The 21,360-nt window shown below is 59.4% G+C and carries 22 protein-coding genes and 1 pseudogene; 11 read left to right on the top strand and 12 right to left on the bottom strand.

The window, feature by feature from the left end:
* Positions 1-26 precede the first annotated feature (26 nt).
* Positions 27-1,268 carry a TIGR03862 family flavoprotein gene (locus tag ACZ89R_RS13820; protein WP_429547857.1) on the bottom strand — a complete coding sequence of 414 codons (1,242 nt, stop codon included), beginning with the start codon at positions 1,266-1,268 and terminating at the stop codon, positions 27-29.
* A gap of 280 nt (positions 1,269-1,548) precedes the next feature.
* Positions 1,549-2,469 (bottom strand): histone deacetylase family protein, encoded by a 921-nt coding sequence (locus tag ACZ89R_RS13815; protein ID WP_008070042.1) that lies wholly within the window; start codon positions 2,467-2,469, stop codon positions 1,549-1,551.
* Between the two features lie 90 nt (positions 2,470-2,559).
* Between ACZ89R_RS13815 and ACZ89R_RS13810 the strand changes: the two genes are divergently transcribed.
* From ACZ89R_RS13810 to ACZ89R_RS13800, 3 genes are all read left to right on the top strand, one after another.
* Positions 2,560-3,129 (top strand): GNAT family N-acetyltransferase, encoded by a 570-nt coding sequence (locus ACZ89R_RS13810; protein WP_429545502.1) that lies wholly within the window; start codon positions 2,560-2,562, stop codon positions 3,127-3,129.
* 105 nt (positions 3,130-3,234) lie between these two features.
* Complete coding sequence (gene tesB / locus ACZ89R_RS13805; RefSeq protein ID WP_123498615.1) at positions 3,235-4,104, top strand: acyl-CoA thioesterase II; 870 nt, start codon at positions 3,235-3,237, stop codon at positions 4,102-4,104.
* Positions 4,101-4,694: an HAD family hydrolase gene (locus ACZ89R_RS13800; RefSeq protein ID WP_429545503.1), complete on the top strand. Its 594-nt coding sequence runs from the start codon at positions 4,101-4,103 to the stop codon at positions 4,692-4,694. The genes tesB and ACZ89R_RS13800 overlap by 4 nt, the downstream gene beginning before the upstream one ends.
* A 108-nt stretch (positions 4,695-4,802) precedes the next feature.
* Here ACZ89R_RS13800 and ACZ89R_RS13795 read toward each other — a convergent pair whose 3' ends face one another.
* Positions 4,803-5,762, bottom strand: coding sequence for an alpha/beta fold hydrolase (locus ACZ89R_RS13795; protein WP_429545504.1), 960 nt, complete (start codon positions 5,760-5,762; stop codon positions 4,803-4,805).
* A complete protein-coding gene (gene ypfJ, locus ACZ89R_RS13790) occupies positions 5,762-6,655 on the bottom strand; it encodes a KPN_02809 family neutral zinc metallopeptidase (protein ID WP_429545505.1) in 894 nt (297 codons plus the stop codon). The genes ACZ89R_RS13795 and ypfJ overlap by 1 nt, the downstream gene beginning before the upstream one ends.
* Positions 6,656-6,899: 244 nt before the next feature.
* Here ypfJ and ACZ89R_RS13785 point away from each other — a divergent pair, with 244 nt between their 5' ends.
* Both ACZ89R_RS13785 and ACZ89R_RS13780 read left to right on the top strand, forming a co-directional pair.
* Positions 6,900-7,679, top strand: coding sequence for an IclR family transcriptional regulator (locus ACZ89R_RS13785; protein ID WP_429545506.1), 780 nt, complete (start codon positions 6,900-6,902; stop codon positions 7,677-7,679).
* Between the two features lie 133 nt (positions 7,680-7,812).
* Positions 7,813-8,694, top strand: a pseudogene (locus ACZ89R_RS13780) (DMT family transporter); the annotation flags it as partial.
* 49 nt (positions 8,695-8,743) lie between these two features.
* On the opposite strand, the gene ACZ89R_RS13775 reads toward ACZ89R_RS13780, so the two are convergent.
* Positions 8,744-10,081: an MFS transporter gene (locus ACZ89R_RS13775; RefSeq protein WP_429545507.1), complete on the bottom strand. Its 1,338-nt coding sequence runs from the start codon at positions 10,079-10,081 to the stop codon at positions 8,744-8,746.
* A gap of 617 nt (positions 10,082-10,698) precedes the next feature.
* On the opposite strand from ACZ89R_RS13775, the gene quiC reads away from it, so the two are divergent.
* A complete protein-coding gene (gene quiC, locus ACZ89R_RS13770; RefSeq protein ID WP_429545508.1) occupies positions 10,699-12,600 on the top strand; it encodes a 3-dehydroshikimate dehydratase QuiC in 1,902 nt (633 codons plus the stop codon).
* A gap of 103 nt (positions 12,601-12,703) precedes the next feature.
* Positions 12,704-13,381 carry a TetR/AcrR family transcriptional regulator gene (locus tag ACZ89R_RS13765; RefSeq protein ID WP_429545509.1) on the top strand — a complete coding sequence of 226 codons (678 nt, stop codon included), beginning with the start codon at positions 12,704-12,706 and terminating at the stop codon, positions 13,379-13,381.
* A gap of 103 nt (positions 13,382-13,484) precedes the next feature.
* Here ACZ89R_RS13765 and ACZ89R_RS13760 read toward each other — a convergent pair whose 3' ends face one another.
* The 3 genes from ACZ89R_RS13760 to ACZ89R_RS13750 all read right to left on the bottom strand — a co-directional run bounded on the left by ACZ89R_RS13760 (position 13,485) and on the right by ACZ89R_RS13750 (position 15,875).
* Complete coding sequence (locus ACZ89R_RS13760) at positions 13,485-14,339, bottom strand: shikimate dehydrogenase (RefSeq protein ID WP_429545510.1); 855 nt, start codon at positions 14,337-14,339, stop codon at positions 13,485-13,487.
* Positions 14,340-14,344: 5 nt separating this feature from the next.
* A complete protein-coding gene (gene aroQ / locus ACZ89R_RS13755) occupies positions 14,345-14,785 on the bottom strand; it encodes a type II 3-dehydroquinate dehydratase (RefSeq protein WP_429545511.1) in 441 nt (146 codons plus the stop codon).
* 178 nt (positions 14,786-14,963) lie between these two features.
* Complete coding sequence (locus ACZ89R_RS13750) at positions 14,964-15,875, bottom strand: LysR family transcriptional regulator (RefSeq protein ID WP_429545512.1); 912 nt, start codon at positions 15,873-15,875, stop codon at positions 14,964-14,966.
* A 260-nt stretch (positions 15,876-16,135) separates the two neighbouring features.
* Here ACZ89R_RS13750 and ACZ89R_RS13745 point away from each other — a divergent pair, with 260 nt between their 5' ends.
* A complete protein-coding gene (locus tag ACZ89R_RS13745) occupies positions 16,136-16,564 on the top strand; it encodes a hypothetical protein (protein WP_007895300.1) in 429 nt (142 codons plus the stop codon).
* Positions 16,561-17,007: a DUF2442 domain-containing protein gene (locus ACZ89R_RS13740; protein WP_429545513.1), complete on the top strand. Its 447-nt coding sequence runs from the start codon at positions 16,561-16,563 to the stop codon at positions 17,005-17,007. The genes ACZ89R_RS13745 and ACZ89R_RS13740 overlap by 4 nt, the downstream gene beginning before the upstream one ends.
* Positions 17,008-17,061: 54 nt before the next feature.
* Here ACZ89R_RS13740 and trmA read toward each other — a convergent pair whose 3' ends face one another.
* Both trmA and ACZ89R_RS13730 read right to left on the bottom strand, forming a co-directional pair.
* Entirely contained in the window at positions 17,062-18,141 is a 1,080-nt protein-coding gene (gene trmA, locus ACZ89R_RS13735; protein ID WP_429545514.1) for a tRNA (uridine(54)-C5)-methyltransferase TrmA, read from the bottom strand.
* Positions 18,138-19,433 (bottom strand): NCS2 family permease, encoded by a 1,296-nt coding sequence (locus tag ACZ89R_RS13730; RefSeq protein WP_429545515.1) that lies wholly within the window; start codon positions 19,431-19,433, stop codon positions 18,138-18,140. Before ACZ89R_RS13730 ends, trmA begins: the two co-directional genes overlap by 4 nt.
* Positions 19,434-19,658: 225 nt before the next feature.
* On the opposite strand from ACZ89R_RS13730, the gene ACZ89R_RS13725 reads away from it, so the two are divergent.
* Both ACZ89R_RS13725 and ACZ89R_RS13720 read left to right on the top strand, forming a co-directional pair.
* Positions 19,659-20,114, top strand: a complete 456-nt coding sequence (locus ACZ89R_RS13725) for a DUF4879 domain-containing protein (protein ID WP_123498647.1) — start codon at positions 19,659-19,661, stop codon at positions 20,112-20,114.
* Positions 20,115-20,181: 67 nt separating this feature from the next.
* A complete protein-coding gene (locus tag ACZ89R_RS13720; RefSeq protein ID WP_429545516.1) occupies positions 20,182-20,733 on the top strand; it encodes a DJ-1 family glyoxalase III in 552 nt (183 codons plus the stop codon).
* 6 nt (positions 20,734-20,739) lie between these two features.
* Here ACZ89R_RS13720 and ACZ89R_RS13715 read toward each other — a convergent pair whose 3' ends face one another.
* Together ACZ89R_RS13715 and ACZ89R_RS13710 are read right to left on the bottom strand one after the other, a co-directional pair.
* Positions 20,740-21,027: a HigA family addiction module antitoxin gene (locus ACZ89R_RS13715; RefSeq protein ID WP_429545517.1), complete on the bottom strand. Its 288-nt coding sequence runs from the start codon at positions 21,025-21,027 to the stop codon at positions 20,740-20,742.
* 14 nt (positions 21,028-21,041) lie between these two features.
* On the bottom strand, positions 21,042-21,308 hold the full coding sequence (locus tag ACZ89R_RS13710; RefSeq protein ID WP_429545518.1) for a type II toxin-antitoxin system RelE/ParE family toxin: 267 nt from the start codon (positions 21,306-21,308) through the stop codon (positions 21,042-21,044).
* Positions 21,309-21,360: the final 52 nt, after the last annotated feature.

Raw genomic sequence — 21,360 nt, 5'->3', positions numbered from 1 at the left:
TGCTCGCGATGGACGCGACACGGTCTTCAATCCTTGCGCTGCAACCACTCCACCATCCCCAACCCCGCCGCTCGCCCGCTGGCGAAACACGCGGTCAGCAGATAGCCGCCGGTCGGCGCTTCCCAATCGAGCATTTCTCCCGCGCAGAACACGCCGGGCAGTTGCTTGAGCATCAAGCGTTCATCCATCGATTCGAACATCACGCCCCCTGCGCTGCTGATGGCCTCGTCCAATGGCCGGGTTTTCACCAGCGTCAGCGGCAATGCCTTGATCGCTTTGGCCAGCAATGCCGGATCGGTAAAGTAATCGGCGGGTGTCAGTTCCCGCAACAACGCCGCTTTCACGCCATCAAGCCCAAGTTGACTGTGCAGGTGTTTGGCCATAGAGCGTGAGCCGCGAGGTTTGCTTAGCGCCGCCTGGATTTTATCCACAGGCTTGCCCGGTAACAGATCGAGATGAATGGTTGCCGAGCGGTTTTGATTGATCGCTTCGCGGATTGGCGCCGACAGGGCGTAGATCAAACTGCCTTCAATTCCTGTGGCCGTGATCACACATTCTCCGAGTCGCGGCACGTCGTCATTGAGGCCAATGGCGATGTTTTTCAGCGGGCTGCCTGCGAATTTGCTGACCATCAATTCGCTCCAGGCCTGCACCTCGAAGCCGCAATTGCTCGGTTGCAACGGCGCCAGTCCTACACCGCGCTGTTCCAGCGCCAACATCCAGGCACCGTCCGAACCGAGACGCGACCAACTACCGCCACCGAGGGCCAACAGGGTCGCGTCGGCTTGAACAGTTTTTTCGCCTTCGGGGCTGTCGATGCGCAAGTCACCGTTGTGATCCCAACCAAGCCAGCGATGGCGGGTGTGGATAACTACGCCGGCATCGCGCAGGCGTTTGAGCCAGGCACGCAACAGGGGCGCGGCTTTCATGTCGGTAGGAAACACCCGGCCGGAGCTGCCGACAAAGGTTTCGATGCCCAGGTCATGAATCCATTGGCACAAGGCGTCGGCGCCAAAGGACCGTAACAGCGGCGCAATCTGCGGTGCCCGTTCGGCATAGCGTGAGAGAAACGCCGGGTAGGCCTCGGAATGGGTGATGTTCATGCCGCCGACGCCGGCGAGGAGGAATTTTCGCCCCACTGAAGGCATGCCGTCGTACAGATCGACCTTGATCCCGGCCTGGCTCAGCACTTCAGCCGCCATCAAACCGGCGGGGCCGCCGCCGATGATGGCGACGTGAGGGGGGAGGGAAGTGGAGGGCTGGGTCATGGAATGCGCTGCGGTATGGCGGGATAGGGCGGGCATTCTACCAGCCCTGTCCCTTGTGGGAGCGAGCCTGCTCGCGATAGCGATGGATCAGTCGACATCGATATCGACTGTGAGGGCCTCATCGCGAGCAGGCTCGCTCCCACAGAGATTGTGGGTGGATTCGAATGCTGGTTAAAAAACAACCACCGCTCTGTAGCCTATACCCTGCATGGGCTGCAGGCCCTTTCACTCAGGTTATCCACAGGCGGTTCCACAGGCATTGTGGGTAAAGACTCACACATCAATGACAACCTGATGACTGCCACACCCGTTGGGCGCTGTGATGGAGGATGCCATGACGGCGCGCCAGGGCCTTGCGGTCTTTGCTGTAACCGCCGCCGATCACGCCGACCACCGGAATATCCCGGCCCAGGCAATGGCGCATCACGCTTTCATCGCGAGCGGCGACGCCTTCGTCTGTCAGCTTCAGATAACCCAAGGCGTCGTCCTTATGCACATCGACGCCGGCGTCGTACAGCACCAGGTCCGGTTGGTAGAGCGGCAGCAAATAGTTGAGCGCGTCGTCCACTACCTTCAGGTAATCGGCATCGCCCATGCCCATCGGCAACGGAATGTCCCAATCACTTTCGGCTTTGCGTGCAGGAAAATTCTTTTCGCAGTGCAGGGAAACGGTTATCGCCTCAGGGGTGTTGTGCAGGATTCGTGCAGTCCCGTCACCCTGATGCACATCGCAGTCGAAGATCAGCACCCGATTCACTCGGCCACTTTCCAGCAGGTAATGGCTGATCACCGCCAGGTCATTGAAGATGCAGAACCCGGCGGGATGATCGTAATGCGCGTGGTGGGTGCCGCCGGCCAAGTGACAAGCCAAACCATGTTCCAGTGCCTGTTCGGCCGCCAGCAGCGAACCGCCGACCGCTCGCACCGTGCGCCGGGCCAGCGCTTCGCTCCAGGGCAAGCCGAGGCGTCGTTGATCTTCGCGGGACAATTCACCGCCCATGTAGCGTTCGATATACGCAGGGTCATGGGCGAGGGCGAGAATCTCTGGCGGGCAGAGGTCCGGGCGCAGCAAATCGGTGTCGCGGGTCAACCCACTGTCCACCAGGTGATCGCGCAGCAGGCGAAACTTGTCCATGGGGAAGCGGTGATCCGCCGGGAACTCGGGGCTGTAGTCTTCGTGGTAGATCAGTGGCAGGGGCATGGCAGATTTATACAGGAAGGCAGGTAGGAATGAGTGAACGATCCTACCAGCGATGTAGACTTGCGGCATGGAAACGGGGGAGGAGGCACGATGGAGCCGATACTGGAACTCGAAAGCGCACGACTGTTGTTACGGCAGTGGCGTGACGAGGATTTGCCGGCGTTTGCGGCGATGTGCGCCGATCCACAAGTGATGCGTTATTTTCCGGCACCCTTGAGTCGACTGGAAAGTGCCTCGTTGGTCGGGCGGATTCGCGGGCATTTTGCCGAGCATGGTTTCGGTCTCTGGGCACTGGAGCGCAAGGACACCGGGGCGTTCATCGGGTTTACCGGGCTGGGTGTGGTCGGCTTCGATGCGCCATTTACGCCGGCCATCGAAATCGGCTGGCGCCTGGCGCGCGAGCACTGGGGCCTGGGCTATGCCGGTGAGGCGGCGTGGACCGCTCTGCGCTGCGGGTTTGATCGGTTGGCGCTACAAGAGGTCGTGGCATTCACCACCAAGACCAATCTGCCATCCGAGAAAGTCATGCAAGCGATCGGCATGCACCATGCCCCCGGCGATGACTTCGAGCACCCGCGGCTTGCAGCCGATCATCCCCTGCGTCCGCACGTGCTGTACCGCATCACCCGTGAGCAATGGCTGCAAACCTTGCATGGATAAGCAGGCGCGGACGTTTACAATGGCCCTCATGTTGAACCGGCCATAAACTGAATCGACCGCCGCAGCCAAGACTGCGCGGCATTGCGTTGTGTGAGGAGAGTCTGAATGAGCCAAGTGTTGGAAGATCTGGTAGACCTGCTGACCCTGGAACCGATTGAAGAAAACCTGTTCCGTGGCCGCAGCCAGGACCTGGGTTTTCGTCAGTTGTTCGGCGGCCAGGTACTCGGCCAGTCCCTGTCGGCGGCCAGTCAGACCGTCGAGCCGGCGCGCCATGTGCATTCGATGCACGGTTATTTCCTGCGCCCGGGCGATGCCAAATTGCCGGTGGTGTATCAGGTCGATCGGGTGCGCGATGGCGGCAGTTTCAGCACGCGCCGGGTGACGGCGATCCAGAAGGGCCATCCGATTTTCACTTGCAGCGCCTCGTTCCAGTACGACGAAGAAGGCTTCCAGCACCAGACTGAGATGCCGCAAGTAGTCGGCCCGGAAAACTTGCCGTCGGAGCTGGAGCTCACCCAGCAGCGCGCGCACCTGATTCCTGAGCACATGCGCGAAAAACTGCTGTGCCCGAAACCGATCGAAGTCCGACCGGTGACCGAAAAAGACCCCTACAATCCGCAGCCCGCCGACCCAGTCAAATACGTCTGGTTCCGTGCCGACGGTGCCTTGGCTGACACCCCGGCGCTGCACAAATACCTGCTGGCCTACGCGTCGGACTTCGGTCTGCTGACCACCTCGATGCTGCCCCACGGCAAATCGGTCTGGCAGAAAGACATGCAGGTCGCCAGCCTCGATCACGCCTTGTGGTTCCACGCCGACCTGCGCGCCGATGACTGGTTGCTGTACGCCATGGACAGCCCATGGGCCGGCAATTCCCGCGGATTCTCCCGCGGCAGCGTGTTCAACCGTGCCGGGCAACTGGTGGCTTCGGTCACTCAGGAAGGCCTGATTCGCCATCGCAAGGATTGGGCATGAGCCTGGCTGAGGTGCGGCACTGGGTGTTCGACATGGACGGCACCCTGACGGTGGCGGTGCATGACTTCGCGGCGATTCGCGTGGCGTTGGCGATTCCCGCCGAACACGACATCCTGACCCACCTCGCTGCGCTGCCGGCCGATGAAGCCGCGGCCAAACACGCGTGGCTGCTGGAGCACGAGCGGGATCTGGCGCTGGGTTCGAAGCCGGCGCCGGGCGCGGTGGAACTGGTGCGTGAGTTGGCCGGGCGCGGTTATCGCCTGGGCATTCTCACGCGCAATGCTCGTGAGCTGGCGCATGTCACGCTAGAGGCTATCGGCCTGGCCGACTGCTTTGCGGAAGAGGATGTACTGGGCCGCGATGAAGCACCGCCCAAGCCGCATCCTGGCGGTTTACTGAAACTGGCCGAAGCCTGGAAAGTGCCGGCGAGCGAGATGGTGATGGTTGGTGATTACCGCTTCGATCTGGATTGCGGCCGGGCGGCGGGGACGCGGACGGTGCTGGTGAATCTGCCGGATAATCCGTGGCCGGAATTGACGGATTGGCATGCTGCCGATTGCGTGGTGTTACGAGAAATGTTGTTGGCTTGAAGGCCCCATCGCGAGCAGGCTCGCTCCCACATTTTGATTTGCATCCGACGCAGATCCACTGTGGGAGCGAGCCTGCTCGCGATGGCGTCAGATCAGACACCGCAAAACTCACTGCCCGAACAACACCTTCTGCCCCTCAGACGATGTAAACATCCCATCCCCATTGTGCCCAACCCCAGGCACTTCAATGAGCTGCTGGCTCAATCCTTGAGAATGGCGCCGTTTCAGATAATTGAAATAGTGGCGTCCACGAATCAATCGAGAAGCACCCTGGGCTTTGGCCTCGCAACTTTTATCCAGCGCCGGATGATTCGGGTCGATGTCCTGCTGCCCGAGTAAATAAACGATGTCACGTTTGACGTAGTTTTCTTCGAGTTGCGCAGGTGTTTGCCCATCGGCATAGGCGGGCAGATCCGCCAGCCCGTATTTCCAGCGATTGAAATTCGGACATTTCGCGTGACTGAACGCCACTGGCCGTTGCTCATTGAAGTAAGCGTACGACGAAGCATTGGCGATCACATAGCGTACCTTCACGCCCTCCGCGTCGAGGGCCGGCTGAGGGTGGCTGAGCAAGGCATAACGTTGAACCACCTGAGCGCCGCCGGAGTGGCCGGCAATGACGATTTGCTTCACGTCCGGAAACTGTCGCCGATCACCCAGTCGCGCGATGATTTCGTCGAGCGCCGCATAGGAGCTCAGCGTAAACGGCGCGGTGGATAAACCGCCGGCCATCCAGTCATTGCCTTGCCAGCGTAAAACACTGTCAGGCACCGGATGGCTCGCGACGTCGGTTTCGTTGAGAAACTGAGGGGCGAGCACCAAGGTGTTCGCGCTTTGCCCGGCCAGTTCGGCAGCGCGTTCGGCGCTTTGGCGATAGGTTTCAGCATCGCGTAATCGACCATGGACGATGATCACTACGCGTTCGATTTTTTCCGGTGTCGGGCCCATGCTCACCGCGATTTCCCCGGCGCTCAACAGCAGGCGCCCGGAACTGATCGCCTTGACCCCTTGCTCGGCAGCCTGGGTGCTTGCGCAGGTGATTAGCAGAGCCAGCAGCCACTTGCGCATCACAGACTCTTCGCCGCGAAGGTGTCGCACTGGCCGACTTGGCCCTGTGCGAACCCGGCCTTGAACCAGCGCACTCGCTGGGCCGAAGTGCCGTGGGTGAAGGAGTCCGGCACCACGCGGCCCTGACCCTGCTGTTGCAAGCGGTCGTCGCCGATGGCGTTGGCGGCGTTCAAGGCTTCTTCGATGTCACCGGGTTCCAGCCAGTTCAGACGTTTTTGCGCATTGTGGGCCCAGACGCCGGCCAAGCAATCGGCCTGCAATTCCTGACGTACCAGCAAACCATTGTCGCCTTCCATTTGCCGGCCCTGTTGGCGAGCGGCCTGAATCTTCGCGGAAACGCCGAGCAAAGTCTGCACGTGGTGTCCGACTTCGTGAGCGATCACGTAGGCCTGGGCGAAGTCGCCGGCGGCGGAAAAGCGTTGGGACATTTCCTGAAAGAAACTCATATCGAGGTAAACCTTCTGGTCAGCCGGGCAATAGAAGGGACCGGTCGCCGAAGTCGCCAGGCCGCAGGCCGAGTTGACGCGGTTGCTGAACAGCACCAGGGTCGGGTCTTTGTATTGCCGATCGGCCTGCTGGAAAATCTGGCGCCAGGTGTCTTCGGTATCGCCGAGGATCGAGCGCACGAATTCGGCCCCTTCATCATTGGCCGGTGGCGCCTTGCGGGTTTGGGTGGGGGCCGGGGCTGACTGTTCGCTCATTTGTCCGGTCAGTTGGCCGAGGATCTGCAGCGGGTCTTGGCCGGTGATCCAGCCGATCCCGACGATCAACAGGATGGCCGTCAGGCTCAGGCCCTTGCCTCCACCGAAGCGCATTCCACCGCCCCCACCACCGACATCATCGCCACGGGCATCGACCACGTTGTCGCTGCGTCGGCCTTTTTTCCAAAGCATGGGGGATCCTCTTTTTTACCTGATGAAGGCGCATGGTGATGAGTGTTGCCGGTGAGTAGGTATGGCGCCAGTCCGGTCGTCTGACAGCCCTTGGCGACTGGGGTTCTCCTAAGTGGCGACATTAGCGGTTTCATGGACGGACGGGTACTGCAGGTTCGGTCAAGACTGCTGCCGGACAGGTTCCAGATTTTGCTTCCTTCGAGTTGTCTTTTAGAATCAGTCAAATTTCATTTTGGAATCTCCCATGGCAGGCAGTCAGATAGAACGTGTTTTCAGCGTGCTGGAAAGCCTTACCGGTGAACCTCAAGGTTTACCGATGCAGACCCTGGCCGAGCAACTGGATATTCCCAAGAGCGCGACCCACCGTCTGCTCGCCGAACTGATTCGTTTGGGGTATGTGCGGCAGAATCCGCAAAACCTGCGCTATCACTTATCGACCAAACTGGTCGCCATGGGCTTTCGTTACTTGTCCGGCAGTGGTGCGGATATTGTCCAGCCAGTACTGGATCGGCTGGCCCGGGAGACCGGCGAGCTGGTGCGTCTGGGGGTGATCGAAGGCGAGCGTCAGACCTGGATCGCCAAATCCCAGGGCGCCCGTTCCGGCCTGCGTTACGACCCGGACATGGGGCGCGATGCGCCATTGTTCTATACCGCTTCCGGGCATGCGTGGCTGGCCAGCATGAGCGATGCCGAAGCGTTGTCGCTGGTTGAGCGCCAGGCCATCGAGACGCCCGAGGGCCTGGGGCCCAATGCGCCACGCTCCAACATCGAACTGCTGGAGCGGCTGCGCCTGGCGCGGGAGCAGGGCTATGCCTGGGTCGAGGAAAGTTCGGCGGTAGGCACATCGGCGATTGCTGCCGTTATCCGTCATCCCTTGCAGGGGCGAGTGATCGGCGTGCTCAGCATTGCCGGACCGAGCGCGCGGATGCCGGGAGCGCGACTGCATGAATTGGCACCGACGTTGTTGGCGTTTGCCCAAGAGTTGTCGGCAGCGAGTCAGGCGTCGGAACTCTTTAGCGGATAGCGCTTGCCCCCATCGATCCGGAAGTCGATTAAAAAACCGTGCGCTGTTCGCACACTTTCAGGCGGTGCGACTATAAGAATCTGGAACCGGGTTCTAAATTATTGGAATTATCCCGCCAGAAGAGAACCTCGCCTTGACGTCGTCTATCAGCACCCCGCTCTGCGGCGTCAATCATCCTTTCAAAGGCATCCTGCTGGTGGTGGTCGCCACCTTTCTGTTTTCCAGCCATGACGCCTTGTCGAAATACCTCTGCGGGTTTTATCCGGTCGCTATGGTGGTCTGGGCTCGCTACGTGATTCACACCTTGTTGATGGCCGGGATTTTTCTCCCGCAATCCGGGTTGCGCGTCCTGCGCACCAAGCGGCCATTGCTGCAGTTGATGCGGGCGTTGTGCTTATTGGGAACCAGCCTGCTGTTTACCGGTGCGCTGTTGTTCATCCCGTTGGCCGAAGCCACGGCGGTCAATTTTCTTGCACCGGTATTGGTGACGGCGTTGTCGGTGCCACTGCTCGGTGAACAAGTGACGCGCGGGCAATGGCTGGCGGTGATTTGCGGGTTCATCGGGGTGTTGATCATCGTCCATCCCGGCGGCGAACTGTTCACGCCTGCGGTGTTGCTGCCGTTCTGCTCAGCGCTGTTTTTCTGCTTCTATCAATTGCTCACCCGCAAGCTCAGCGAAATCGATAGCCCGACCACCAGCAATTTTTTCGCCGGGCTCTGCAATACGTTGGTGATGAGTGCGCTGGTGCCGTTCTTCTGGCAAGTCCCAAGCGTGGGTCATGGGGTTTTGATGGTGGCGCTGGGGGCGTGTGGAATGACGGCGCATCTGTTGTTGACCCAGGCCTTCCGTCACGCCGCGCCCGCGTTGTTGGCGCCGTTCGGCTATTGCCAGATTGTCTTTGCCGGTTTGCTGGGCTGGTGGCTGTTTTCCCACACGCCGACCCTGACTACGGTGATCGGGATCGTGGTGATTTGCTGCAGCGGGTTGACAGCGGCGTGGCAACAACGGCGTCGACAAGAGGAGGGCGGCAGGCCTGGAATCAGGCCTGCCGGGGGAAGGGAGTTTACGCGGTGACGGTAGGAATTTTGCGCGGTGCCATGAAGTACATCCAGATCAGTGCGATGAAGTACATCGCCGGAATCATGGTGAACAGCACGGTGTAGTTGTTGTGGGTGACCGTCAGAATGTGGCCGACCAACTGGGTCATGAACATCCCGCCGATTGCTGCGCACATCCCGCCGAAGCCGAACACCGTACTCATCATGTGCTTGGGCGTGTAGTCCATCACCAGGCTCCAGATGTTCGCGGTCCAGGCCTGGTGCGCACCGATGGCCAGGGAGATGGCGAACACCGCGAGCCACAGGTTGCTTGAGCCGGCGGCCATGACCACGCCGATGATGCAGCAGGCGAACAGGAACATGGACATCAATCGCGCCTTGATCGGGTTGATCCCGCGACCGATCAGAAACGAAGACAGAATTCCGCCGCCGACACTGCCGAAGTCAGCCGTGAGGTAGATGATGATCAGCGGGATACCCATCTGGGTGACGTTGATTCCCAGGTTGTATTGCTGATTGAGAAACGGCGGCAGCCAGTACAGGTAGAACCAGAACACCGGCGCGGTGATCGAGTAGGCGAGGGCGAAGGCCCAGGTGCCACGCATGCGCAGGATTCGCGAGAACGGTACGCGGGATTGTTCCGGCTCGACTTCCTTCTGGATGTAGTCCAGTTCCGATTGCTTGACGCTCGGATGATCTTCCGGGTTGAAGTACTTCAGACCCCAGAACAGCAACCAGATGCCGCCCAGTGCCGCCATGCACAGAAACGCGGCTTGCCAGCCCCAGGCGTGGAGGATCAACGGCAGCAGCATCGGCGTGAACATCGCACCGACGTTGGTCCCGGCGTTGAAGATGCCAGTAGCCACGGCGCGCTCGCCGGCGGGGAACCACAACCGGGTGGTTTTCACGCAGGCCGGATAATTCGCCGCTTCGGTCAGACCGAGAATGAACCGGCAGACCATGAAGCCCACCGCCGAAGTGGCCAGCCCGTGAGCACCGGTGGCCAGGCTCCAGAGCAGCACCGCGCAGAAGAACACGCGTTTGACGCCGACCCGGTCGATCAACCGGCCCTGCAGCACAAAACCGATGGCGTAGCCGACCTGAAACCAGAAGTTGATGTTGGCGTAGTCCATCGCCGTCCAGCTCATTTCCTTGGCCAGGATCGGCTGCATGACACCCAGGGCGGCACGGTCGATGTAGTTCAGCGTGGTGGCGAAAAACACCAGCGCCAGCATCCCCCAACGGGTTTTGCCGACCGCCATGGCGCCGCGGATTTTATCGCCGATGCCGCCAGTGGCGACGCCGATGGCCGGAGCCACGGGAGAGCTTTGAGAAGGAATCATATTTATGTGCCATCCGTTCAATGACTGACAAGCAAGGCTTGCCGGGACTTCAAGGGCGCGTGATCAATCGACGGCGCCAGGCGCGGGTGTGATTGATCGGCTGAGGTGTTTTCGTCGGGCTGACGACAACGGTTATTCAGCGAGCGGGACGATTCGGCCCAGAGGGCGAAAGGTTCGGATGGACGCCAGGCACGGCGTGAGGACGGTGGAGCAAGCAAACAAGGCGTTGAATGAGCGCATGAGCGTGTACCCGTTTTTTGAAATTTTTATGTGGTGTTCAGGGTCTTTGGTAACCGAGTCCATGGGGTCGTGGCCGGACTCAATGTGGTGTCGATGTTGCGCAGTGGACGAAAAATCGTCAATTCGCCAACTGCCATTGTGTTCGATAATCGCCCGCAAAACTAACCGGGTAGTACACTTTGAATTGCTGTGTGGATTCGTCAAGTCAATAATTTGCCCAAGACAAACGCTACCCCTGTAGGAGCTGCCGAAGGCTGCGATCTTTTGATTCTGGCTTTGAAGATCAAGATCAAAGGATCGCAGCCTTCGGCAGCTCCTACATCGAGGCGTGCCATGCCCCCCTGACAAGAAATTTCCCTACCACCGGGAGTCCCTACATGCAGCGTTCCATTGCCACCGTTTCCTTGAGCGGCACCCTGCCGGAAAAACTCGAAGCCATCGCTGCCGCCGGTTTTGACGGCGTGGAGATTTTCGAGAACGACCTTCTCTACTACGACGGCAGTCCGCGGGAAATCAGACAGATGTGCGCCGATCTCGGGATCGCCATCACGCTGTTTCAACCCTTTCGAGATTTCGAAGGTTGCCGCCGCGATCGCCTGCCGCGCAATCTGGAACGGGCCGAGCGCAAGTTCGATTTGATGCAGGAACTGGGCACCGACCTGGTGCTGGTGTGCAGCAACGCCTCGGCCGACTCCATCGGTGATGAGCAGATCCTGGTCGATGACTTGCGCCTGCTCGCCGAACGGGCCGGCGCTCGTGGTTTGCGGATCGGCTACGAAGCGCTGGCGTGGGGTCGACACGTGAACACGTATCAGCAGGTGTGGAACATCGTTCGCCAGGCTGACCATCCGAGCCTAGGCGTTTTGCTGGACAGTTTTCATACGCTGTCGCTCAAGGGAGATCCGAGCGCCATCACCGAGATTCCCGGCGACAAGATTTTCTTCGTACAAATGGCCGACGCGCCGATCCTAGCCATGGATGTGCTGGAGTGGAGCCGACACTTCCGCTGTTTCCCGGGGCAGGGCGAATTCGATCTGCCGGGCTTCCTTGCGCCCATCATCAAGAGTGGCTACACCGGACCGCTGTCGCTGGAGATCTTCAACGACGGCTTCCGTGCCGCACCGCCACGAGCCAACGCCGCCGACGGTTTGCGTTCGTTGCTGTATCTGGAAGAGAAAACCCGCCAACGTCTGGAACAGGAAGCCACGCCCCCGGCCAATCGCGATATTCTGTTCCAGACCCCAAGCGCCAGCGAATACAACGGCATCGAGTTTCTTGAATTCGCAGTGGACGAAAGCCTCGGTGCCAAGCTGTCCCATTGGCTGGAGCGGCTGGGTTTCGTCAAGGCCGGGCAGCACCGTTCCAAGAGTGTCAGCCTGTTGCGTCAGGGCGATATCAACCTGATCCTCAATTGCGAGCCTTATTCCTTCGCCCACAGTTTTTTCGAGGCCCACGGCCCATCGCTGTGCGCCACCGCCGTGCGGGTCCAGGACAGCGCCAGTGCGCTGGCCCGTGCCGTGGCTTACAAAGGCCAGCCCTATCGCGGCCTCGTTGGCCCCAATGAGCTGGAACTGGCGGCGGTGCGTGCGCCGGATGGCAGCCTGATCTACCTGGTGGACAAGGACGCCGACGTCTACGGCACCGACTTCAACCTGCAACCGACGGCCGTGGCCAGCGGTGGCCTCAAACACATCGACCACATGGCGATGGCACTGCCCGCCGACAGCCTCGACAGTTGGGTGCTGTTCTATAAAAGCCTGCTGGATTTCGAAGCCGACGATGAAGTGGTGCTGCCTGATCCGTATGGTTTGGTGAAGAGCCGCGCATTGCGCAGCCGTTGCAGTTCGATCCGCCTGCCGCTGAACATTTCCGAGAACCGCAACACCGCCATCTCACACGCGCTGTCGAGTTATCGCGGTTCCGGCGTGCATCACATCGCTTTCGATTGCGACGACATCTTTGCCGAAGTCAGCCGCGCCAAGGAGGCGGGCGTGCCGCTGCTGGATATCCCGCTCAACTACTACGATGACCTCGCCGCGCGGTTCGATTTCGACGATGAGTTCCTTAGCGAACTGGCCTATTTCAACGTGCTTTACGACCGCGACGCCCAGGGTGGCGAGCTGTTTCACGTGTACACCGAGCCGTTCGAAGGGCGGTTCTTCTTTGAAATCATCCAGCGCAAAAATGGCTACGCGGGTTACGGCGCGGCCAACGTGGCGGTGCGACTGGCGGCCATGGCTAAATCGCGAAGTGGTGGCGTACGTCAGGCAAAGTTGTAGGAAAATCGTAAACACGGGTACATAACTGCTGCCTCGCGACTTCCTTCACTGGGCGCGGCAGCCCATAATCGCCAGCTTGTGCAGTGATGGCCGTGAGCCCGCAATGACAATAATTACAGAACTCTCCGTAGCGCCCGAAAAGCCAATTGCCGAGCCTCGCAAGAGTCGCAAGAACAATCCGGAAAAGACCCGCGAGAACATTCTTCAAGAGGCCATTGTCGAGTTCGTTCAGCAGGGGCTTTCCGGTGCGCGCGTCGATGCAATTGCCGAGCGCATCCACACTTCCAAACGCATGATCTATTACTACTTCGGCAGTAAGGAACAGCTCTACGTCGAGGTGCTGGAGAAACTCTACGGGGATATTCGCAGCACCGAGAACCGTTTGCACCTGGCCGAACTGGCGCCGGTTGAAGCGATTCGACGGTTGGTGGAGTTCACCTTCGATCACCATGATCGCAACGTCGATTTCGTGCGTATCGTCAGCATCGAGAACATTCACAACGCCGAGTATGTGAAGCGCTCCGATGCGATCAAGGCAATGAACAACACCATCCTCGATTCACTGGGCGAGATTTTGCGTCGCGGTTGCGAAGAAGGTGTATTCCGCACCGACCTCGATCCATTGGATGTGCATCTGCTAATCAGCTCGTTTTGCTTCTATCGGGTGTCGAACCGTCATACCTTCGGTGAGATCTTTCAGATCGACTTGCCGGACGAAAGCATCAAGCAGCGTCATCGGGCGATGATTTGCGAGTCGGTTTTGCGATACTTGCAGGCCTGATTTGTAGGTCCCTTAAAAGATCGCAGCCTGCGGCAGCTCCTACAGGATCGGTTAAACGCCGATTACCCTGTAGGAGCTGCCGAAGGCTGCGATCTTTTGATCTTCAACCATTCATGCTCTGAAAATGCGCCAGCATCCGCTGGGCATCCGGCAGCACCCCGCTGAATAATTCAAACGCCTTCACCGCCTGAAACACCGCCATGTTGCCGCCATCCAGCGTCCGGCAACCCAACGCGCGAGCGTTGCGCAGCAGTTCGGTTTCCAGTGGGAAGTAGACAATCTCCGCAACCCACAGCTGCGCCCGAAGCAGCTCTACCGGCACGGGCATGCCCGGCAGCTTTTTCATGCCCATCGGCGTGGTATTCACCAATCCGTCAGCGTTACCCAACGTGTCTGGCAAATCATGCCCGGCGACGGCGCGACCGAAACCGAAATGCTGATTGAGGTTGTTCGCCAGCGACTGAGCGCGACTTTGATCCACATCGAAAATGCTCAGCCGCTGTACGCCTTCGCTCAATAGCGCGTGGGCCACTGCCGCGCCTGCGCCACCAGCGCCCATTTGTACGACGCGCTCAAGAGCAACGCCCTGCAAGCCACGGCGAAAGCCTTCGGCAAAACCCAGGCAATCGGTGTTGTGGCCGATGCGTTTGCCGTCCTTAAGCACCACCGTGTTCACCGCGCCAATACCGCGGGCTTCCGGCGACAATTCGTCCAGCAACGGGATGATCGTCTGCTTGCACGGGAAGGTGATGTTCAGCCCGGTGAAATTCATTCGTTCGGCTGCCATCAGCAGGTCGGGCAGGGCGCTGCTGTCGAGCTTCAGTTGATCCAGATCGATCAACCGATAGAGGTAACGCAAGCCCTGAGCGTCACCTTCATGCTCGTGCAGCGCGGGAGTGCGGGAAGCTTGAATGCCGGCACCGATCAGCCCGGCCAATACCACGGTGTTCTGTGTCATGACGCTTAACCTTCCAAACGATGGCTGAAATGCTCCAGCGCCAAACGATAGCCGTGGCTGCCGAAACCGCACATGACCGCAGTGGCGATGGACGAAACAAAGGAGTGATGCCGAAAGGGTTCACGGGCATGGACGTTGGACAGATGCACTTCGATCACCGGCAGTTCGCTGGCGACCAGGGCGTCACGAATGGCGACCGAGGTGTGAGTCCAGGCGGCCGGGTTGATGACGATCCCGGCGCAGCGGCCACGGGCGGCGTGAATCCAGTCGAGCAATTCGCCTTCATGGTTGGTCTGGCGAAACTCCACTGTCAGGCCGAACTCTTCGGCAGCACGACCGCACAGCGCTGAAATGTCCGACAGGGTTTCGTGGCCGTAAGTCGCCGGTTCACGGGTGCCCAGCAGGTTCAGGTTCGGGCCGTTGAGCACCAGAACGATAGGGGACATCGGATCTCTCCACATATTATTTTTGGCATTGGCCGAGGGTTTCAGCTTGTGGAGAGAAATTGTACTAACTGGTTAATAAGGTCAATTGAAGAGGACGTCGGATCTGGATTATTTGTGCGGTGATCGGACATGCGCAAAAAGATCGCAGCCTTCGGCAGCTCCTACAGGTGCGATCTTTTCAGCGCGGCAGATGCTCAACCAGAAAATCGATAAACGCTCTTAGCCGCAACGGCACATGGCGGCTTTGCGGATACAGCAGAGTGAAGGGACGGGAACGTCCGCCATAGGGCTCGAGCACTTCCACCAGCGAACCGTCCGCCAGTTCCTTTTCGACGATGAAGCGATAGGTTTGAAAAATCCCCGCGCCGCTTTTTGCCAGCGTCACACCGCCCAAAACATCATCGGAACAGCAGTAGTTGCCCTCGGCAAGAATCTCCCGCGGCGCACCGTTGTCGTTGAACAGCCAGGCAATCCGCCGCCCACTGCTGGGCAGTTCGTACTGGATGCATTCGTGCTGAGCCAAGTCATCCAGGGTCTGCGGGGTGCCGGCGCGCTTCAGGTAGTCAGGGCTGGCAATCATCACCAGCGCGGCGTCCTCCAACGGCCGTGCAATCAGCCCGGAGTCGGGAATGGCCCGCACACGGATTGCCATGTCATAGCCTTCGCCGACGAAATCGATGTTGCGATTGCTGATGTGTGCCTCGACTTTCACGGCGGGAAAGCGCGCCCGAAACGCAGGCAGCAAGGGCAGGATTCGATGATGGGCATAGGTCGTGGGAATGCTGATGCGCAATGTGCCAGAAGGTTCTTGCTGCTGCCCCATCACCTCGCGCTGGGCCTCGACCAGTTGTGCGAGCGCCTCGCGACACTCCTCGAAATAACGCCGGCCACTGTCGGTCAGCTTGACGCTGCGAGTGGTACGCGCAAACAGCCGCACGCCCAAGCGTTCTTCCATGCGCGATACCGAGCGGCTGACGGCGGCCGGGGTCACACCTGCCACCAGAGCCGCGGCAGTAAAGCTGCCAGCTTCGGCGGCCAGGCAAAACAGTTCGATGCTGCCTAATTGAAGATCGTCGAAATGTCGCTGCATGATTGATTACACCGGGAATCAAATGAAGTGTCTGTGTCTGTATTTATCAAATAAGAACGCACAAATACAGGGCCGGATTACCGGCCAGGTATTGGCGATGAAAGGATTGCTTACTCTTTTTTGCCTTGATTGGCGGAGCCCGATCGACCTGGAACGCTAGGCTCAAACGTGGCCAGTTGATCCAAGCGATCAGCGCCACTTATCGGATTCTTCAAGGAATGGCGAATCTTCGAACTCTATAACCTAACGGATGGGTTAGCATGAATGTATGCCGCTACAAAGGGTTTTCACTGGTGGTCATGTTGCGTGATGAGCATTGCCCGCCACACGTTCACGTCGACGCAGGCACATGGAGCGCGCGCTTCAGGTTCAGCTTCTGGCACAACGGTGTCGAGCTCTGGGATGTCGTCCCTCATTCGCATCGACCTCCTTTGGCTGTGCTGGAGGGATTGCGTCAGGCGCTCAGGCAACCTGCCCATTTACGGCGAGCTCGTGGCATCTGGTGGAACAAATTGCAGACGGCCTGCCTCGACAATCAGTTATGGGATTGGCAGGGCAATGAAGTGGTCGTGATGAAGTGGATTGGCAGCACGACTTATATGATTGGTTCGGCTCGCTATGAGCCGGAGAGCAACAAGACCCTGCTGAGCCTGATGGGAGCACCAGAAGGCGTGGAGATCGAATTATGAAAACGATAAGCGCAAAAATGCAGGTCGATCACCCCGTGACCGAAGGCGCTCTGGACGAAGCGATCGAGCGTGGTGGGGCACGCCGTCGTGCCGGGTTGAATGCAACGACGGTGATCTTTCTTGATCCATGTCTCGCCGTCGGCTTTGAGGATGGCAGCGGTGTGTTGTTGCCAGTAAAAAACTATCCGGAGTTCGATGGTTTTGAGACCGAGGATTTCGCCGGGCTGAAAGTCGGTTTCGCCGGAGCCGCGCTTTGTCATGAAGACAAGGAATTGCAGGTGTCCATCGCCGGTCTGATTTCTACGAGCAAACCGCTGATGGATATGGCCGCCTCGGTGATCGCATCGCGTAATGGTCGTCAGAGCAGCGCTGCGAAGGCCGAGGCTGCACGGGCCAACGGCAAGAAGGGCGGTCGCCCGCGCAAGGTCGATGCGGCTCCCTGATCGCCCACAAAAAAGCCGTCCAGTGGACGGCTGATTTGTATAGGGAGGCTGCGATCAACGACGGGTCAACAACACCCCGGATTCCATGTGATGGGTCCACGGAAACTGGTCGAACATCGCGCATTGGGTAATGCGGTGAGTATCGTGCAGCTGGGCGATGTTGGCCGCCAGGGTTTCCGGGTTGCAGGAAATGTAGAGGATGTTGTCGAAGCGCCGGGTCAGTTCGCAAGTGTCCGGGTCCATGCCGGCGCGGGGCGGGTCGACGAACACGCTACCGAATTCGTAGCTCTTGAGGTCGATGCCGTGCAGGCGGCGGAACGGACGAACTTCGTTCAGTGCTTCGGTCAGTTCTTCGGCAGACAAACGCACCAGCGTGACGTTATCCACTGCGTTTTCGCTCAGGTTGCTGAGCGCTGCATTGACCGAGGTCTTGCTGATCTCGGTGGCCAGCACTTTGCGCACACGGGTCGCAAGCGGCAGGGTGAAGTTGCCGTTGCCGCAATACAGCTCCAGCAAATCGTCGGAGCGATCACCGAGGGCGTCATACGCCCAGTTGAGCATCTTCTGGTTCACCGTGCCATTGGGTTGGGTGAACGCGCCTTCCGGCTGGCGATAGCTGAAGGTACGGCCGCCAACTTCGAGTTTTTCGACCACGTAATCGTGACCGATCACTTCGCGTTTGCCCTTCGAGCGACCGATGATGCTGACGTTCAGCTCGGCGGCCAGTTTCGACGCCGCTGCGTGCCAGTGCTCGTCCAGCGGGCGGTGATAGCACAGGGTGATCATCGCATCGCCAGCCAGCGTGGTGAGGAACTCCACCTGAAACAGCTTGTGGCTCAGGGCCGCACTCGCTTGCCACGCCGCCTTGAGTTGCGGCATCAACTGGTTGATGCGAAGGCTGGCGATCGGGAACTCTTCGATCAGGATCGGCGTGCGTTTGTCTTCCTGGGAAAACATCGCGTAGTGGCGATCACCGGCTTCGCGCCACAGGCGGAATTCGGCACGCAGGCGGAAGTTTTTCAGCGGCGAATCGAACACTGCGGGTTCGGGAGCACCGAACGGGGCTAGCAGATCACGCAGACGCGTGACCTTTTCTTCGAGCTGAACGGCATAAGCCTGGGAATCAAAAGTCATGCGTTGAACCAACCCAACTTGATCACGAACAGAATCGACAGAATCACCAGCGCCGAATTCAACTCACGGCCGCGACCGGACAACAACTTGATGGCAGTCCAGGAGATGAAACCGAAGGCGATGCCGTTGGCGATGGAATAAGTGAATGGCATGGCCAGGGCGGTGACCACGACCGGTGCGGCGACGGTGATGTCGTCCCAGTCTATTTCCGCCAGGCCGGATGTCATCAGTACGGCGACGAACAGCAAGGCAGGTGCGGTGGCGAAGGCTGGAACGCTGGCCGCCAATGGCGAGAAGAACAGCGCCAGCAGGAACAGGATCGCGACCACGATGGCGGTCAGGCCGGTGCGGCCACCGGCACTCACGCCGGCTGCGGATTCGATGTAACTGGTGGTGGTCGACGTACCCAGCAAGGAACCGGCCATGGCCGCGGTGCTGTCGGCGATCAGGGCGCGGCCCATTTTCGGCATGTGGCCGTCCTTGCCCATCAGGCCGGCGCGCTTGGCGACGCCGATCAGGGTGCCGGAGTTGTCGAACAGGTCGACGAACAGGAAGGCGAAAATCACGCTGACCAGACCGATGTCCAGTGCGCCCATGATATCCAGTTGCAGGAAAGTAGGCGCCAGCGACGGCGGCATCGACATCACGCCGCCGAACGGGGTGAAGCCCATCACGATCGAAACGATGGTCACCGCGAGAATACCGATCAGCACCGCACCGCGGACTTTCAGGGCTTCGAGGGCAACGATCAGGGCAAAACCCAGGGTCGCGAGAATCGGTGCCGGTTGCTTCAAGTCGCCGAGACCGACCATGGTCGCCGGGTTGCTGACCACGATGCCGGCGTTGTGCAGGGCGATGAGGGCCAGGAACAGACCGATACCGGCGGCAATCGCCGAGCGTAGCGCCAGCGGGATGCTGTTGATGATCCATTCACGGATGCGGAAGATCGACAGCAGGAAAAACATCACCGCCGAGATGAACACCGCGCCCAACGCCACTTGCCAGGTGTGGCCCATGTGCAGGACCACGGTGTAGGTGAAGAAGGCATTCAGGCCCATGCCCGGCGCGAGGGCGATCGGGTAGTTGGCGATCAGGCCCATGGTTGCCGAGCCGATGGCCGCAGCCAGACAGGTGGCGACAAACACCGCACCCTTGTCCATGCCGGTCTCGCCGAGGATGCTCGGGTTGACGAACAGAATGTAGGCCATGGCCAAAAAGGTCGTGACGCCCGCCAGAATCTCGGTCCGCACGTTGGTGTTGTGTGCCTTGAGTTGAAACAGCCTTTCCAGCATGTCTGCTCCCCGTGGCGCGCCCGGCGCCGTGAATGTATCGACCTCAACAGCAAAGCACAGGCCGCTACAGGCGCCTGGGTATTTTCTGTGGGTCGGAAAAAGCCGCGCATCATACCAGCAGCGTGGGGCTATGGCTGCTTATGGCTGCGATCGTCGTCGATGTTTTGCACAAAAGGGAACTGCGCCATACTGCGCGCTGTTTTTTGGGGGAGGGAGGGGGTAGATATGTATTGCATTAATAAGCGTGTGATTGCGGCATTTGGATTGCTGCTCAGCTGTTTCATCGGAGCGCAAACAGCCTCTGCGGCCATGGCTCAACCGTTGAGCCAGGTGAAGGTGCTCAAGGTCGAATCGCCATCCTGTGGATTTGAAAGTATTGCGGACGGCCAGGCGCAAACCCGTTGCGACCACAAAGGGCCAAACATCAAGGTTTATGTGCTGGAGGTCGGCTACGGCCGTGCAGCCCATGTCGCACTGGACGGTTTCGAGGTGAACGGCACCCGGACCCCTGTCTGTGCTTTTGATACCGGCAACCTGACCGAGTGCTCCGCCGGGAAAAAAACCGTCGGCTATCTGTACATCTTCAACCTGGCGGGCAAGCAGGACGGCACCTTCACGTTCAGCAATACCTCGATCAACGCCCCCGGCAACACGATGTCGACGCAGCTTTACATCAAGTAACGGCTGGGCTCGAACAAGGGTCAGGAAAGCTGACTACGCTTTAAAGACTATCCTGTGGACCGCGCCCATGACCTTTAGAGCCCTGATTACCCTCGCCGAGGGCATCGACGATCTGCAAACCGTGACCTTGATCGATGTGCTGCGCCGCGCCAAGGTTGAAGTGGTGGTGGCCAGCATCGAGGCACGGCGCATGCTCACCTGCGCTCGCGGCACCCGCTTGACCGCCGATGCGATGTTGGTGGATTTACTGGCCCAACCCTTCGACTTGATCGTTCTGCCTGGCGGTGCCGTAGGGGCGCAGCATTTGGCGGCCCACCAACCCTTGCAACAATTGATCAAGGACCAGGCCGCCGCCGGGCGCCTGTTCGCCGGTATTGCCGAATCTCCGGCGCTGGCGCTGCAAACCTTTGGCGTTTTGCGCCAGCGACGCATGACTTGCCTGCCCACGGTCAGCAATCAGCTGTCGGGTTGTAACTTCATCGATCAACCGGTGGTGGTCGATGGCAATTGCATCACCGCTCAGGGTTCAGGCGCCGCGTTGGAGTTTGCGCTGGCGCTGGTGGAGCAACTCTGCGGCAAAGCCACGCGGGCGACGGTGGCGGGGGAGTTGGTGGTCTAGTGAATGTCAGGCGTGGATAGCAATCGGTTCGATGAAGGGTTGCTCACGCTGCTCCGCTTGCCAGAGATCGTAGTCGATCTGAACCCCTAACCACATCCGGGCCTTACCGATTCCAGCCCGCTCCAGACGTACCGCCAGGTCCGGACTGATGGGCGCATGGCCGTGCAGCACTCGCGAAAGATGCGGGCGGGCGAATCCAAGGTGCCTGGCCAGTTCGGTGACGCTGATACCAAGCTCGGGCAATACATCCATCAAGAGTGTTTCGCCAGGGTGTGGCGGGTTGTGCATGGGCATGGTCCTGCCTCCTGTCAGTGGTAATCCAGATAGTCGACCAGTTCGATATCCGAACCAATAAAACGAAAAATAACCCGCCAGTTCCCCGAAATGCTGAGTGACCAATATTCGATCAGATCGCCCTTGAGCGGATGTAATCGCCATCCCGGAAGGTCGAGGTCGTCGGGGGCCACTGCGCGATCCATGAACTGCAGCATGCGAGCCAGACGTTTCGCATGATCTGCTCGAATCCCAGTTTCGTAGAAGCCACGAAGGCCTTTGTGTTGAAAGGATTTGATCATGTTCGAAGTGTAAGGCGATACATTACACTTGATGCACTATCTATGTATTGCA

The sequence above is a fragment of the Pseudomonas sp. TE3728 genome (genome assembly GCF_056279145.1).
This window is presented reverse-complemented; position numbering and strand designations above follow the sequence as displayed.